At 37.8% G+C, this 16548-nt stretch carries 7 protein-coding genes; 2 read left to right on the top strand and 5 right to left on the bottom strand.

The annotated features are described in order from the left end of the window. Positions 1-31 precede the first annotated feature (31 nt). Entirely contained in the window at positions 32-604 is a 573-nt protein-coding gene (locus tag AC23MC_RS05535; RefSeq protein WP_487567415.1) for a pentapeptide repeat-containing protein, read from the top strand. Here AC23MC_RS05535 and AC23MC_RS05530 read toward each other — a convergent pair whose 3' ends face one another. The 5 genes from AC23MC_RS05530 to glyA form a co-directional block, all read right to left on the bottom strand. Further along, entirely contained in the window at positions 605-2482 is a 1878-nt protein-coding gene (locus tag AC23MC_RS05530) for an OmpA family protein (protein ID WP_487570634.1), read from the bottom strand. 10 nt (positions 2483-2492) lie between these two features. Further along, positions 2493-3434: a PorP/SprF family type IX secretion system membrane protein gene (locus tag AC23MC_RS05525; protein WP_487567413.1), complete on the bottom strand. Its 942-nt coding sequence runs from the start codon at positions 3432-3434 to the stop codon at positions 2493-2495. A gap of 14 nt (positions 3435-3448) precedes the next feature. After that, a complete protein-coding gene (locus AC23MC_RS05520) occupies positions 3449-11224 on the bottom strand; it encodes a T9SS type B sorting domain-containing protein (protein ID WP_487567412.1) in 7776 nt (2591 codons plus the stop codon). A gap of 21 nt (positions 11225-11245) precedes the next feature. Next, positions 11246-13543: a muramidase family protein gene (locus AC23MC_RS05515; protein ID WP_487567411.1), complete on the bottom strand. Its 2298-nt coding sequence runs from the start codon at positions 13541-13543 to the stop codon at positions 11246-11248. Between the two features lie 115 nt (positions 13544-13658). After that, positions 13659-14933, bottom strand: a complete 1275-nt coding sequence (gene glyA / locus AC23MC_RS05510) for a serine hydroxymethyltransferase (RefSeq protein WP_487567410.1) — start codon at positions 14931-14933, stop codon at positions 13659-13661. A 110-nt stretch (positions 14934-15043) separates the two neighbouring features. On the opposite strand from glyA, the gene fahA reads away from it, so the two are divergent. Continuing rightward, positions 15044-16327 (top strand): fumarylacetoacetase, encoded by a 1284-nt coding sequence (gene fahA / locus AC23MC_RS05505; RefSeq protein WP_487567409.1) that lies wholly within the window; start codon positions 15044-15046, stop codon positions 16325-16327. The last annotated feature ends 221 nt before the right edge of the window (positions 16328-16548 follow it).

The following is a 16548-nucleotide window of genomic DNA, read 5'->3' as shown; positions in this document are numbered from 1 at the left end:
GAAGCTTTTTTATATTTAAAAAAATTAATCAATGAAATCAGATTACACCTACGATAAAGAAATTAAGGATATTATTTATGAAAACTCATCCATTCGCTACAATGAATTTGAGCAATGCATCTTTAGAAACTGCGATTTCACGGCTTGTGATTTCACCGGAGTGATGTTTGTTGAATGTACGTTTTATGATTGTAATTTCAAAGAAACTAAAATCAATTATGTTTCATTAAGAGATGTACAGTTTGTTGGATGTGATTTCACTTCTGTGAACTTTGCGATGACAGATCAAGTGATTTATAATTTTAATTTTACAAATTGTTTGTTGGATTATGCTCAGTTTTATGCTTTAAAGCTAAAAAAGATGCAGTTTATCAATTGCAGTATGATTTCTGTTGATTTTATGAATAGTGATTTATCTGAAACTTTATTTGATAATTGCAATTTAAGAAGAGCGGTTTTTATTGATACAAATCTTCAAAAAGCCGACTTTTATTCGAGCTATGATTTTGTCATCGATCCGGAAAAAAATAAAATGAAAAGAGCAATCTTTTCGACCGAAGGCTTAAAAGGATTGCTCTCTAAATATGATTTGGTAATCAAATAATTATTTCAGAATAATAAATTCGCAACGACGATTGATTGAATGTTCCACTTCCGAACAATTGTCACCACATTTGATTAATTGGACACGTTCGCCATAACCTTTTGATCGCATACGGTTTCGGCTAATTCCGTTTGAAACTAAATATTCTAGTGCGGCACCTGCTCTATTTTGCGACAGGCCTAAATTATAAGCATCTGAAGCTCTTGAATCGGTGTGTGCACCTAATTCAATTTCCATTCTCGGATATTTTTTCATAATAGCAACCAAAACATCTAACGTTCGAGCTGCTTCTTCTTTAATATCCCATTTATTCAAATCAAAATAAATATTTTCCAACTGAATGTAAACTAATCCGTCGTCTTTGGTTACAATAATTTCTTCGGCATCATCATACGATTCAATTTCTAATTCAATTGTAAAACGAACTCTTCCATCATCGGTTGTTTCAAATGTTTCTTCTTTTGATATGTAAAAATCTCTTTCGGCTACAATTTTATACTTCGTATTGGGCTCAGAATTAAACACATAATCTGCATCTGCACCTACCACTAATTGACCGATTAATTTATCATCCATATCATATAAAGTAACCGTTGTGCCTGGCAATAATTCTTTTGATATTTTATCACGAACATCACCTTCTACAACAAATCGGCGTTCATTTTCTTCTCTAATAAACGAATAAAGATTATCTGTTCCTTTTCGGTTAGATGCAAAATAGCCTAAGTTTTCTCCAGCTTTCAAAACATAAGCAAAATCATCCATTCCAGTGTTAATGGTTTCCCCTAAATTGATGGGTTTCGCAAAAACTTCATCATAATTACGTGCCATAAAAATATCCAAACCGCCTAATCCTTGCAAACCATCTGAAGCAAAATATAATGTTCCATCGTCTGCTATAAAAGGAAATTGCTCTCTGTGAATGGTGTTGATATTATTTCCTAAATTTTGAGGTTCCGTAAATCCTCCATCTTCTAAAATATCTACAAAAAATAAATCAAATGAACCTAAAGATTCCGGTCTATCACTCGAAAAATATAATTTCTTTTCATCCACACTCAAAGCCGGATGTTGTGTAGAAAACTGATCGCTGGAAAAGGGTAATTCTATTATATTTGTCCACTCATTTTCTATTAATTCAGCTCTAAAAAGTTTAACCGATGCAAATTTTTCTTCACCCACTTGCACTTGCTTATCATTGGTTCGGCTGAAATACATTGTTTTGCCATCTTTTGTAAAAACAGCGTTACTTTCATGTGTTTTGGTATTTATTTTTTCTGAAAAAGGTTTGATATTTTCTAAGATTCCCGCTTTTGAAACTGTTGCTTCATACAAATCTAAATACGGTTTTTCGTTCCATTTATAGAGCGGACTCTCTTCACTTCGTAACGAAGCAAAAACAACTTTTTCACCAAATAAAGAAATTCCAAAATCGCCTGTACTCGTGCTTCTAGTCATTTGATTGACTTTGTAATTATAAGGAACAATATTGTTAAGATGCTCTTTGAATTTTTTGGTATCTACCGGATATTTCAAATAATCACTCATGATTTTATCGCCTCGCTCATAATCTTCAATCCCTTTTAAAGCATGAGCATAGCGGAATAAATAATCCGGTTTTACGCTGTCTTTGTATTTAAAAACCAAATTGCCATAATTATCGGTGGCGAACTTCATTTGAGCATTATAGTAATAAGAATCTCCTAAATTTTGCAAAACATTTTGGTCTTGCTTATCCTTAAATTTTTCATACATTTTTGCTGCTTCCACATAGGCTTTATTGGCAAAAAGTTCGTTTGCTTTTTTTAGCGATGGTTTTTGAGCCAATAAAATCTGACTTATTAGCAAAAAGAAAATTATGTATCTACTGTTTCTCATTTTAATTTCTTTAGAAAAATCGGGGGGATTTGTCGTAGCCATTGTTCTTTCCTTTTTTATTCAAATCAAACAATATCATAATTTCATGACTTCCAGAATTGAAATTTCCTAAATTAGAAAGCGTATAATCATAAGCATAGCCAATTCTGAGTGACGGAGAAATTTTAAAATTCACTAATCCGCTCACAGAATCATCCCATCTATAACCTGCACCAATTTCAAAAACATTATTAATTAAAAAATTGGTTGTGATGTCTAAAGACATTGGGGCACCAGTGGCTGCTTTGGTCATAAAAGCGGGCTTAAATTTCAAATTATCATTCAAATTAAATACGTAACCTCCTGTAAAAAAATAGTGAATTTCTTCTACACCGGTTGCTATAATTCCGTCTTGTCTTTCTAAATGTTTGGTTCGTAATAAATTCGGACTCGATAAACCCACGTAATAATTTTCACCAAAGTAAAAAGCCCCTACTCCAACATTAGGAAAAGTTCTGCTTAAATTATTGGCAAAAGCAGGATCAGGAAGATCATCTGAATAAACAAATCCGTCAAAACTTGTATTAAAAAAAGTGGCTCCTCCTTTAATTCCAAAGGAAAGTTTATTGTTTTCATTCAATTTCAGAACATATGCAAAATCAACAAAAACATTGGTTTCATTGACTACATCACCAATTTGATCGTGGATAACAGAAAGTCCCATTTCAATTTTTTTAGCAATGGGCGAATGAGCAAAAAATGAACCGGTTGTTGGTCCGCCCACCGAGCCAACCCACTGTGCACGATAAAGAGCTCCAAAATTAATGACATCCGGATTGTCAGTTGCATAGGCAGGATTGAGCACACTCATATTATACATATATTGTGTGTATTGTGGATCCTGCTGAGCCGTTGCCATCATTGACATCAGAAGTAGGAATAATTGAATTTTATATTTCAAAAGTTTTTTCATAACCAATGTTGTAATTATCTGCTTAAATAAACCCTTCCTTGTAATGGTTCTCTAATTCCGTCATTAAAATTGATAATAAAGAAATAGACGCCTGCCGGAAGTTTATTTCCACCAACTTGAATTCCATTGTCTGATGTTCCATCCCAATCTTGAGAAGCTGCATTTCCTTTGTAAAGGATGCTTCCGTAACGATTGAATATTTCTAAATCGAAATTCGGATATAATGTTCTGATGTTTTTAATCACAAAAAAGTCATTAATTCCATCATCATTTGGTGAAAAACCATCAGGAATAATTATGTCTGTACAATCTCTAATGGAAACTGTTACCGCTAATCGAACCGTACTTCCGCAACCGGCTGAAGATTGAATGGAAGCATAATAAACTTGCCCATTTACCAAAACAGTTGAATCAGAATAAGCATTTCCATTCAAAGGAGCATCATACCAAATAATGGTTTGATCTGTGTTGATACCACTACTTAAATTGGCAATGGTAGCATTATCATCTTCACAAAATGAATTTCCGCCGTCAATAAGTTCAGGAGTTTCTACATTTTCTATGGTTAATGTTACTGCATTAAAAGTATGACCTGGAGTTCCGCAAGCATTTCCTGTATTAGAATTTATTTGATTGATGGAAAGTGTAATTTCACCTGCATTGATTAAGATGGTGGATGGGATTACAAAGCTAGCTTGTCCATTCAAAAATTCAACAGAAATTGTCTCGTTATGCGTAATTGCTCCTGTTATTTGATAAGTTAATTGGTATGTTCCATTTGATAAGTTTGTTGCATTTGTTATAGTAACAGTTCCGTCTGAATTTGCACAAATTGCGGAAAGTGAAACCAATGCTTCAGTTACGGTTGCAGCCGGTAAAATTTCAAATGAAACGGAAACAGCCGGATTCAAATTATTACAAGGTAAAGTTTCACTTGTAATCGAATTAAAAGTCAACGTATAATTTCCAGCCATTGGAAATACCGAACTTGGAATTGTAAATTGCCCCGCTCCACCTGTAATTACAACATCTCCTGAACTTCCGGTTATCGGATTTGCATTCGGAATAGAATAAACAAATTGATAAGTTCCATCAGCCAAATTAGTTGCTCCTGAAATTTGCACTATAACTTCCGTACCAAGACAAACATTTTGAACAGTCAAATTAGTATTTGCCAAAGTTAATAATGGTAAGATTTCAATCTCAAAAGATAAACCTGTCAATACAGTTTCACAATTTGTAGCCGCATTTAAAATCGAATTAAATACCAAAGATGTTGTTCCCGGATTTGCTAATTGTGCTGTATCGATTTCAAAGGTTACTTCGCCATCAACAACTGTAAATAAAACGATTTGATTATCTATCGTATTACTTCCTGTTAAAGAATAATTCAATGAATAATTTCCATCTGCTAAATTGAAAATGGTAACAGTTGTGTTTTCTCCTTGACATATTGGGGATAAAACAATCACATCTTCCGGAAGAATTTCCGTTCCTTGAATAATTGCTAATTGAACTGATTCGAAATCTCTGTTACAATCGGTCTCAACTGTATAAATAAAATTATACGTTCCTGCCGATAAATTAGTAACTGTTATTACATTTGAAACTGTGTCGCCTTGATTATTTGTCCAAGTACCACCAGTTTGTTGCGTTCCATCTAACAAGGTATTCAAATCAAATATTCCTTCTGAAGCACAAACACTTTGAATACCGGTAAAAGTTCCTGCATTTGCAGTTGATTCTATTGTAACAGTTATAGTAGCTGAACTATCCTCACAAGGCAGTGTTCCAATAATAGAATAGGTGTAGATTCCTGCAGGATCAACCGCCGGATTGAAAATTCCAGTACCACTTGCTAACGTTGGTAACCAGCTTCCGCCTAATTCTGGATTATTTCCTAAAAGCGTGAATAAATCAAAACTTGCATCGGTAATACAAACCGTTGTTTCTCCATTAGTGCCTGCGTTAGGAATAGAATTGATGGTTACCGTGACTGTCGTGCTTTGCGGATCGCACTCATCATCTCCGCCAACGGTGTACGTATAAACACCTGCTGTATCTTGCGATGGATCGAAAACACCCGTGCCACTCGCAAGTGGTGGTGACCAAGTTCCGCCTGCATCGGGAGTTCCTCCTAAATAATTGAATAAATCTTCCGGTGATCCATTTTCACAAAATGGTGCTGAACCTGCTGTGCCCGGATTTGGAATTGGATTAACTGTTACTGTTATACTCGCTGAACTGTTCGCACACGGTGGTGTACCGATAATCGTATAGGTGTAAACGCCTGCCGTATCTTGCGATGGATCGAAAACTCCTGTCCCACTCGCCAATGCCGGTGACCAACTTCCACCTACTTCAGGGTTGTTGCCAAGTAAGGTGAATAAATCGATTGCTGCATCGGTTTCACATAAAACAATCGCATTACTTGTTCCTGCATTTGGAATTGGGTTGATGGTTACCGTGACTGTTGTGCTTTGTGGATCGCATGGCCCTAAATCGTTTACCGTGTAAGTATAAACGCCTGCTGTATCTTGAGTCGGGTCGAAAACTCCTGTGCCACTCGCTAACGCTGGTGACCAAACTCCACCTGCATCAGGAGTACCTCCTAAATAATTGAATAAATCTTCCGGTGATCCGTTTTCACAAAATGGTGCTGAACCTGCTGTGCCCGGATTTGGGATTGGATTTACCGTTACTGTTATTGTAGCCGAACTATTCTCACACGGTGGTGTGCCGATAATCGTATACGTGTAAACGCCTGCTGTATCTTGGGCGGGGTCGAAAACTCCTGTGCCACTCACTAAGGCCGGTGACCAACTTCCGCCTACTTCAGGGTTGTTGCCAAGTAAGGTGAATAAATCGATTGCTGCATCGGTTTCACATAAAACAATAGCATCACTTGTTCCTGCGTTTGGAATTGGGTTGATGGTTACCGTGACTGTGGTGCTTTGCGGATCACATGGTCCTAAATCATTTACGGTATAAGTATAAACGCCTGCTGTATCTTGAGTCGGGTCGAAAACTCCTGTGCCACTCGCTAACGGTGGTGACCAAGTTCCACCTGCATCAGGTGTACCACCTAAATAATTGAATAAATCATCTGCCGGTGAGTTTTCACAAAATGGTGCTACACCTGCTTCTCCCGGATTTGGGATTGGATTTACCGTTACTGTTATTGTAGCCGAACTATTCTCACACGGTGGTGTGCCGATAATCGTATACGTGTAAACGCCTGCTGTATCTTGGGCGGGGTCGAAAACTCCTGTCCCACTCGCCAATGCCGGTGACCAACTTCCGCCTACTTCGGGGTTGTTGCCAAGTAAGGTGAATAAATCGATTGCTGCATCCGTTTCACATAAAACAATCGCATTACTTGTTCCTGCATTTGGAATCGGGTTGATCGTTACCGTGACTGTCGTGCTTTGCGGATCACATGGTCCTAAATCGTTTACCGTGTACGTATAAACACCTGCCGTATCTTGAGTCGGGTCGAAAACTCCTGTGCCACTCGCTAACGGTGGTGACCAAGTTCCACCTGCATCAGGTGTACCACCTAAATAATTGAATAAATCATCTGCCGGTGAGTTTTCACAAAATGGTGCTACACCTGCTGTGCCCGGATTTGGGATTGGATTTACCGTTACTGTTATACTCGCTGAACTATTCTCACACGGTGGTGTGCCGATAATCGTATAGGTGTAAACGCCTGCTGTATCTTGGGCGGGGTCGAAAACTCCTGCCCCACTCGCCAATGCCGGTGACCAACTTCCACCTACTTCAGGGTTGTTGCCAAGTAAGGTGAATAAATCGATTGCTGCATCGGTTTCACATAAAACAATAGCATCACTTGTTCCTGCGTTTGGAATTGGGTTGATCGTTACCGTGACTGTCGTGCTTTGCGGATCACATGGTCCTAAATCGTTTACCGTGTACGTATAAACACCTGCCGTATCTTCTGCCGGATTGAAAACTCCTGTGCCACTCGCAAGTGGTGGTGACCAAGTTCCACCTGCATCGGGAGTTCCGCCTAAATAATTGAATAAATCTTCCGGTGATCCGTTTTCACAAAATGGTGCTGAACCTGCTGTGCCCGGATTTGGAATTGGATTAACTGTTACTGTTATACTCGCTGAACTATTCTCACACGGTGGTGTGCCGATAATCGTATACGTGTAAACGCCTGCTGTATCTTGGGCGGGGTCGAAAACTCCTGTCCCACTCGCCAATGCCGGTGACCAACTTCCGCCTACTTCGGGGTTGTTGCCAAGTAAGGTGAATAAATCGATTGCTGCATCCGTTTCACATAAAACAATCGCATTACTTGTTCCTGCATTTGGAATCGGGTTGATCGTTACCGTGACTGTTGTGCTTTGCGGATCGCACTCATCATCTCCGTCAACGGTGTACGTATAAACACCTGCTGTATCTTGAGTAGGGTCGAAAACACCTGTGCCACTCGCTAATGCTGGTGACCAAACTCCACCTGCATCGGGTGTACCACCTAAATAATTGAATAAATCTTCCGGTGCTCCGTTTTCACAAAAAGGTGCTACACCTGCTGTGCCCGGATTTGGGATTGGATTAACTGTTACTGTAACACTCGCTGAACTGTTCGCACACGGTGGTGTGCCGATAATCGTATACGTGTAAACGCCTGCTGTATCTTGGGCGGGGTCGAAAACTCCTGTCCCACTCGCCAATGCCGGTGACCAGCTTCCGCCTACTTCAGGGTTGTTGCCAAGTAAGGTAAATAAATCGATAGCTGCATCCGTTTCACATAAAACAATAGCATCACTTGTTCCTGCGTTTGGAATTGGGTTGATGGTTACCGTGACTGTGGTGCTTTGTGGATCGCACTCATCATCTCCGCCAACGGTGTACGTATAAACGCCTGCTGTATCTTGGGCTGGATTGAAAACTCCTGTGCCACTCGCTAACGGTGGTGACCAAGTTCCCCCTGCATCAGGAGTTCCTCCTAAATAATTGAATAAATCTTCCGGTGCTCCGTTTTCACAAAAAGGTGCTACACCTGCTGTGCCCGGATTTGGGATTGGATTAACCGTTACTGTGATAGTAGCCGAACTATTGTCACAGGGTGGTGTGCCGATAATCGTATAGGTGTAAACGCCTGCTGTATCTTGGGCAGGGTCGAAAACTCCTGTCCCACTCGCCAATGCCGGTGACCAGCTTCCGCCTACTTCAGGGTTGTTGCCTAAAAGGGTAAATAAATCGATAGCTGCATCGGTTTCACATAAAACAATCGCATTACTTGTTCCTGCATTTGGAATTGGGTTAATCGTTACCGTGACTGTTGTGCTTTGTGGATCGCATGGCCCTAAATCGTTTACCGTGTACGTATAAACACCTGCCGTATCTTGAGTCGGGTCGAAAACTCCTGTGCCACTTGCTAACGCTGGTGACCAAGTTCCGCCTGCATCAGGAGTTCCTCCTAAATAATTGAATAAATCTTCCGGTGCTCCGTTTTCACAAAAAGGTGCTACACCTGCTGTGCCCGGATTTGGGATTGGATTAACTGTTACTGTGATAGTAGCCGAACTATTCTCACACGGTGGTGTGCCGATAATCGTATAGGTGTAAATGCCTGCTGTATCTTGGGCAGGGTCGAAAACTCCTGTCCCACTCGCCAATGCCGGTGACCAGCTTCCGCCTACTTCAGGGTTGTTGCCTAAAAGGGTAAATAAATCGATAGCTGCATCGGTTTCACATAAAACAATCGCATTACTTGTTCCTGCATTTGGAATTGGGTTAATCGTTACCGTGACTGTTGTGCTTTGTGGATCGCACTCATCATCTCCGCCAACGGTGTACGTATAAACGCCTGCTGTATCTTGGGCTGGATCGAAAACACCTGTGCCACTTGCTAACGGTGGTGACCAAGTTCCCCCTGCATCAGGAGTTCCTCCTAAATAATTGAATAAATCTTCCGGTGCTCCGTTTTCACAAAAAGGTGCTACACCTGCTGTGCCCGGATTTGGGATTGGATTAACTGTTACTGTAACACTCGCTGAACTGTTCGCACACGGTGGTGTGCCGATAATCGTATACGTGTAAACGCCTGCTGTATCTTGGGCGGGGTCGAAAACTCCTGTGCCACTCACTAAGGCCGGTGACCAACTTCCGCCTACTTCAGGGTTGTTGCCAAGTAAGGTGAATAAATCGATTGCTGCATCCGTTTCACATAAAACAATTGCATTACTTGTTCCTGCATTTGGAATTGGGTTGATCGTTACCGTGACTGTGGTGCTTTGCGGATCACATGGTCCTAAATCATTTACGGTATAAGTATAAACGCCTGCTGTATCTTGAGTCGGGTCGAAAACTCCTGTGCCACTTGCTAACGCTGGTGACCAAGTTCCCCCTGCATCAGGAGTTCCTCCTAAATAATTGAATAAATCTTCCGGTGCTCCGTTTTCACAAAAAGGTGCTACACCTGCTGTGCCCGGATTTGGGATTGGATTAACTGTTACTGTAACACTCGCTGAACTGTTCGCACACGGTGGTGTGCCGATAATCGTATACGTGTAAACGCCTGCTGTATCTTGCGATGGATCGAAAACTCCTGTCCCACTCGCCAATGCCGGTGACCAACTTCCTCCTACTTCAGGGTTGTTGCCAAGTAAGGTGAATAAATCAAAACTTGGGTCGTTTTCACAAACGATGGTTGCTCCATCGGTTCCCGCATTTGGAATTTCATTTATAATTACTGTCACAGTTGATGAAGCTGGCGGACATTCTGTTGAAGAATTTACACTATAAGTAAAAACATAAGGACTGCCCGATAATGATAACTGCGACAAATCTAATGTACCTAAACTTCCATTTGATGTTACTATCGGACCACTCCAAATACCCGTATTAAAAGGACTTCCTCCTAAACTATCAAATAAATTAATTGGCAAAGATGTAGATAAATTATCTTCACAAAAAGAAATAATTCCGTCTGAACCAGCATTATTTTGGGGTTGAATTGAAACTAGCACCTCTAATCTTTCATCACTTTCGCAAGGTGGATCAACCGTTGTTGCATAATAAGTTTGACCATCTATTAATGGCGTATTCAATTCTAGTGGCAATGCAGACGAACTTGTTAAATACCAATTATTATCTCCACTTGCATCCAAATCGGCAACCGTAGAAGGATTTAAAGGGTCTTGACAAAAAGTCTGGACAGCAGCTCCAGTTGGAACAGGAACAACGCCTATACTAACAAAAACAGAAAGTCTAGATGTTTGACACCCCGTGTCCGGATTTGTTTGGCTTGCATAATAAATTGTATTTGGAATTAAGACTGTGCTTTGAGGCAAAGGAGAACCACCACTTGGAACATTATACCATTGCACATTGTTTCCTATAGCAATTAAACTTGCAATTGTTGCTTGTTCTGGGGAATCAACACAAGGTCCTTGAAAATTCTGTCCGGTGGGTGCAGAATAAATTGTAACTACAACTCTAATTCTGCTTCCACAATTACCTGAACTATTATCTGCAAAGTAATCTTCGCCATTTACTAATCCAAAACCAGGTGTTAAAGGTGTAGTTGATGTATCTGTTGCATACCAAGCGATTCCACCTCCATTATTTATAGCCTGTAAACTGGCAATAGTTGGCGACTGAATATCACAAAAAGATTGATTTAAATTTGTAACAGTTGGACATTGGGCAAATGCTGCAATTCCTGAAAAAAATAAAATAATCAGTAATAATTTACTATTAACTAACATTTTAAAGTTAAAAGGAATAATTGTTTTGTATAAATAACCCATATATGATTGAGTTTATAGTCTTTAATTCGCAATTTTTATGTTTGAATCTGTATCAAATTGAAGAATATATCCACCCTTGTTAGAATATCCTCCCTCTGAATCTTTAAAATAATGAAATTTATGATTTAAGTGTTCTGAAATTTCATCTTTCGCTAATGCTTCAAAACTTTTGTCTTGAAACAATCTAATCAAAGCATCAAAAGTGACATCAAAACCTTTTATGACTTCTTCGGAAGCCTCAAAATTGTATTTTTGCTTAAAATCCGCTTTAAACTTATTCACCTCATTAATGTTATTTCGATTAGAATAAGACGGATAAATGGTGTTTAAAGCTTTAAATCGCATTTCAGAAAAACCTTCTTTTTGAATTGATTCTTTGGGTTCTAATAAGGCTAATTGAATTGTATATTCTTTGGAATGCTTTAATAAAACAGTAGTCGCATTCAAAATTAATCCATTTTTATCAGTGTTTAGAAGAACATAATTTTTTCTATTTAAAATAAGTTCATTAGTTAACGCTTCATCTTCTAATACATCTTTTTCAGAAATTTTAACAAACCTTGCTTTTGGAAAATTTTGCAAAATAAAATCTTCATTTAATGCACTAACGGCATCACTTACAACAATTAAATTTCCATTTTTATCTGCAATGTATTTTAAAACCATCAGTGCTAAATCATTTTTGGATGGAATACTAACATAAGTTGTTGCTGATTTTTGAGCACTTTCTTCGAAACTATTTACAAGAAATGGAATAGTATTCTTAGCTGAAAATTCTGCAATTTTTTCTGAATTAATTCCTTCCGAATAATAAAAAACAGCTTTTGATTTGTCAATATTATTTTTCTTTAAAGAAGAAACATCTGCTTTGCCATCTTTACTAATTTCAATTTGAATGTTTTTCAATTCCACCATGACTCCCATATTTTTAAGAGAATCAATTGCAAAATTTGCACCGGCAAAAAATTCAATTTCTTTGGTTGGTTCTGCAATTGGGTTTTGAATAAAACTCAAATATTTTTCATTGGAAAAGGAAGTCAGAAATGCAATTTCCTTTTTCTCAATTTTATTGATGGTTTTTAAAAGACCAGCTACTTCAACTTTATTCTCAATTACAGAACCGGTTTTTGTTTCAGAAATGGTTGATTCAGGTTTTTTATATTCTGAAACTTTATCAGATGGCATTTTTATAATTATGCCAGCTTTTACACCTTCATTCAAAATCGGATTCATTTCAATCAATTTATCTTGAGAAACTCCGGCCATTCTTGACAAACCAAACAATGTTTCTTTTGGTTGAATTTCATAATCAACCCAATTTTTATTTGCTGATTCTGAGTTCACCGTTTCTTTTTCAACAACTTTTGTTTCCGGTTTTTCTTCTTTTTGAGGTTCTGAAATCACTACTACTTCTTCAACTTTCTCAGTTTGGATTGGAGTTTCAACAATTTCTGGTTCCGCTTTTGGAGTTTCTACAACTTTTATTTCCTCTTTTATTTCTGTTTTTTGAACTACATTTAAAGAAATTCTTCCCGGTATAACAATTCGTTGTCCGGTTTGAAGCATTCGAATAATTTGTGGATTTTTTTGCTCTAATTCATCAATTGTAACGCCGTATCGCTTAGACAACCCATATTTTGTTTCACCTTCTTGAACTAAGTGAAATTGACCGTTTTCATAATTTTCTTTTAAATTGGATTTAACCGGAATTTGTAAAATCTGACCACTTTTCAAAATTCCTACTAAATTATTTACATCCATCAAATCATCAACCGTAAGTCCGTATCGTCTGGAAATTCCATACAAAGTTTCACCAGGAAGAACTTCATACGTTATAAAATTTGAAGTGGAAAAACTTGATTTTGTGTTTTGTGTTTTTGTTGGATTAGTATCAACTCCTCCTCTAATTTCCAATTGATGACCTGCTTGAAGCATATTGAGAATATGCGGATTTTGTCTTTCCAATTCTTTTATTGAAACGCCATATCGTTTTGAAAGTCCGAACTTAGTTTCACCAAATTTTACCTCATGATAAATAATTCCGTCAATAGTTTTGTTTGAGCTATCTACTGGTTTTACATTATTGGACTGAATTTTTACAACAGATTTGGGGATAATAATCACTTGTCCCTCCTTTATTCCATCGTAAATATCAGGATTCAATTGATACAAATCATTTGGTGTAACTTTAAATTTTCTGGCAATTGAGGATACTGTCTCGCCTTTAATAACGGTATGTTTGGAAGTATTTTCCTGAGCAAACCCAAAAAAAATATTCAGTTGAAAAACAATTAAAAACAGTAAAGTATGTTTGTTCATTTGTTGATTTTGCAATAGTAAATAAAAACTTACTTTTAATGTATAAATTTAAAAAAAAACCTTCAGAAGTAAATCACTTCTAAAGGTTATTATTAAGATTGTTATTAACAATTTTTTAATACACAAAAATGGCTCTTTCGCCCATAAAATCATTTACTTCATTTGCTACTTCTTCAATGATTTCTTCGTTTGTATGATTCATAATTACTCTATCAATCATTTCTACAACGGTTTCCATATCTTCTTCCAACAAGCCTCTGGTAGTAATTGCTGGCGTTCCAACTCGAATTCCAGATGTCACAAATGGTGATTTATCATCAAAAGGAACCATATTTTTGTTTACCGTAATTTCCGCTTTAACTAATGCATTTTCAGCTTCTTTTCCGGTGATGTTTTTGTTTCGTAAGTCAATCAGCATCATGTGATTATCAGTTCCGCCTGAAATGATATCATAACCTCTTTTTACAAATGCTTCGGCCATTGCTTTTGCATTTTTTTGAACTTGAAGAGCGTATCTGAAAAATTCATCTGACAAAGCTTCGCCAAATGCAACCGCTTTTGCAGCAATGATGTGTTCTAATGGTCCGCCTTGATTTCCAGGGAAAACAGCGGCATCCAAAAGTGAAGACATCATTCTGATATCTCCTTTTGGTGTTTTAATTCCGAATGGATTTTCGAAATCTTTTCCCATCAAAATCATTCCACCACGAGGTCCACGAAGGGTTTTGTGTGTTGTAGTGGTGATGATATGACAATGCGGAACCGGATCATTCATCAAACCTTTGGCAATTAATCCGGCTGGATGTGAAATATCGGCCAACAAAATCGCACCTACACTATCAGCAATTTCTCTGAAACGTTTAAAATCCATATCACGAGAATAAGCAGAAGCACCTGCAATAATCATCTTCGGATTTTCTTTTGTAGCTATTTCCTGAATCTTGTCATAATTTAATCGACCGGTTTCTTTTTCAACGCCGTAGAAAACCGGATTATATAATCTTCCTGAAAAATTCACAGGAGAACCGTGCGTTAAATGTCCGCCGTGTGATAAATCAAAACCTAAAATTTTGTCTCCGGGTTTCAAACACGCAAAAAATACCGCTGTATTGGCTTGCGAACCCGAATGCGGTTGAACATTTGCGTAATCAGCACCAAATAAAGCTTTTGCTCTGTCGATGGCAATTTGTTCAACTTGGTCAACCACTTCGCAACCGCCATAATAACGTTTACCAGGATAGCCCTCGGCATATTTGTTGGTTAACACAGATCCTGCTGCTTCCATCACTTGATCACTTACAAAGTTCTCTGATGCAATCAATTCTAATCCGTGAATTTGTCTGTCTTGCTCATCTAAAATAAGCTCAAAAATTTGTTCGTCGCGTTGCATTTGATAATATTTCGTTAAATTGAGCTCAAAATTACGAAAATCGTTTGTTAAATTAATAGTTAATAATATATTTGATTGATAATTTTTCAACATTTAATAAACACCCAAATATGCCTATAACAGCAAACAACCCGAACAGAAAATCTTGGATAGATGTCCAAAATGACAGCGATTTTCCTATTCAAAATATTCCTTTTGGCGTTTTTTTAACCAAAGATGATATTATAACTATTGGAACACGAATTGGAAATTATGCCATTGATTTAGGAGCTATGCAGCAATTAAACTATTTTGAAGGCATCGAATTGACCGATGATATGTTCATGCAAGACACGTTGAATGATTTTATTTCTGATGGAAAGAAAACGTGGCGATTAGTTAGAAACCGAATTGGCGATTTGTTTGATAGCGAAAATCCAAAATTAAGAGATAATAAAGCTCATCGAGAAATTATTATTTTTGATATTAACGAAGTTGAAATGCAATTGCCTGTTTTAATTGGTGATTATACTGATTTTTATTCCAGTAAAGAACATGCTACAAATGTTGGTAAGATGTTTCGTGATCCTGAAAATGCGTTATTGCCAAACTGGTTACATATTCCAGTAGGCTATCACGGTAGAAGTTCTACGATTATTCCGTCAGGAATTCCGGTGCATCGACCGATGGGACAAACGTTGCCAAATGGCGATACGCAGCCGGTTTTTGGCCCTTCTCGTTTAGTTGATTTTGAATTGGAAATGGCGTTTATTACCACCGATACTAATATTATGGGTGAAAATATTCCGGTTTCTGAAGCAGAGGATTATATTTTCGGAATGGTTTTGTTGAATGACTGGAGTGCAAGAGATATGCAAAAATGGGAATATGTGCCACTTGGACCGTTTTTGGCTAAGAATTTTGCCTCTTCCATTTCGCCTTGGATTGTAACGATGGATGCGTTGGAACCTTTTAGAACGAAAGGTCCGCAACAAGAACCTGCCCCACTTCCTTATTTACAACAAAAAGGGAAAAAAGCATTTGATATTAATTTAGAAGTGTATTTAACACCTAAAGATGGCGAAGCAAACTTAATTAGCAAATCGAATTTTAAATATATGTATTGGTCAATGGCTCAGCAGTTGGCTCATCATACTTCAAACGGTTGTAAAGTAAATTCAGGTGATATGATGGGATCGGGAACAATTTCCGGACCAACTCCTGAAAGTTATGGATCGATGTTGGAATTGACTTGGGGTGGAAAAAACCCAATCAAATTATCGAATGGAACAGAACGAAAATTTATTGATGATAATGATACGGTTACAATGAAAGGTTACTGCAAAAACAGTCAGATTCGGATTGGGTTTGGCGAGGTTTCGAGTAAGTTGCTTCCTTCGTTTGTGAGAAAATAATAATTGGCTCCGGTTTTTGACCGGAGTTTTTTTTTCCTCCCCCCGGCCCCCTCCGAAGGAGGGGGAGACGAGATGGATATGCAGGATCATATCTTACTTTCTTTTGTCTTTCATCTTTTGTCTTTCATCTTTTGTCTTTCGTCTTTTGTCTATTTTCTATACTCTATTTTCTCCTTTTACTTCTTTGATAGCACAGATTTCTAGCCCGGATTGAAGTGAAA

Source organism: Flavobacterium sp. T50_26 (assembly GCF_057652995.1).
This window is presented reverse-complemented; position numbering and strand designations above follow the sequence as displayed.

What these genes read in the sequence shown, in the direction of transcription:
- AC23MC_RS05535 (WP_487567415.1), top strand. Translation starts at nt 32, where the DNA reads ATGAAATCAGATTACACCTACGATAAAGAAATTAAGGATATTATTTAT.
- AC23MC_RS05530 (WP_487570634.1), bottom strand. Translation starts at nt 2,482, where the DNA reads ATGAGAAACAGTAGATACATAATTTTCTTTTTGCTAATAAGTCAGATT.
- AC23MC_RS05525 (WP_487567413.1), bottom strand. Translation starts at nt 3,434, where the DNA reads ATGAAAAAACTTTTGAAATATAAAATTCAATTATTCCTACTTCTGATG.
- AC23MC_RS05520 (WP_487567412.1), bottom strand. Translation starts at nt 11,224, where the DNA reads ATGGGTTATTTATACAAAACAATTATTCCTTTTAACTTTAAAATGTTA.
- AC23MC_RS05515 (WP_487567411.1), bottom strand. Translation starts at nt 13,543, where the DNA reads ATGAACAAACATACTTTACTGTTTTTAATTGTTTTTCAACTGAATATT.
- glyA (WP_487567410.1), bottom strand. Translation starts at nt 14,933, where the DNA reads ATGCAACGCGACGAACAAATTTTTGAGCTTATTTTAGATGAGCAAGAC.
- fahA (WP_487567409.1), top strand. Translation starts at nt 15,044, where the DNA reads ATGCCTATAACAGCAAACAACCCGAACAGAAAATCTTGGATAGATGTC.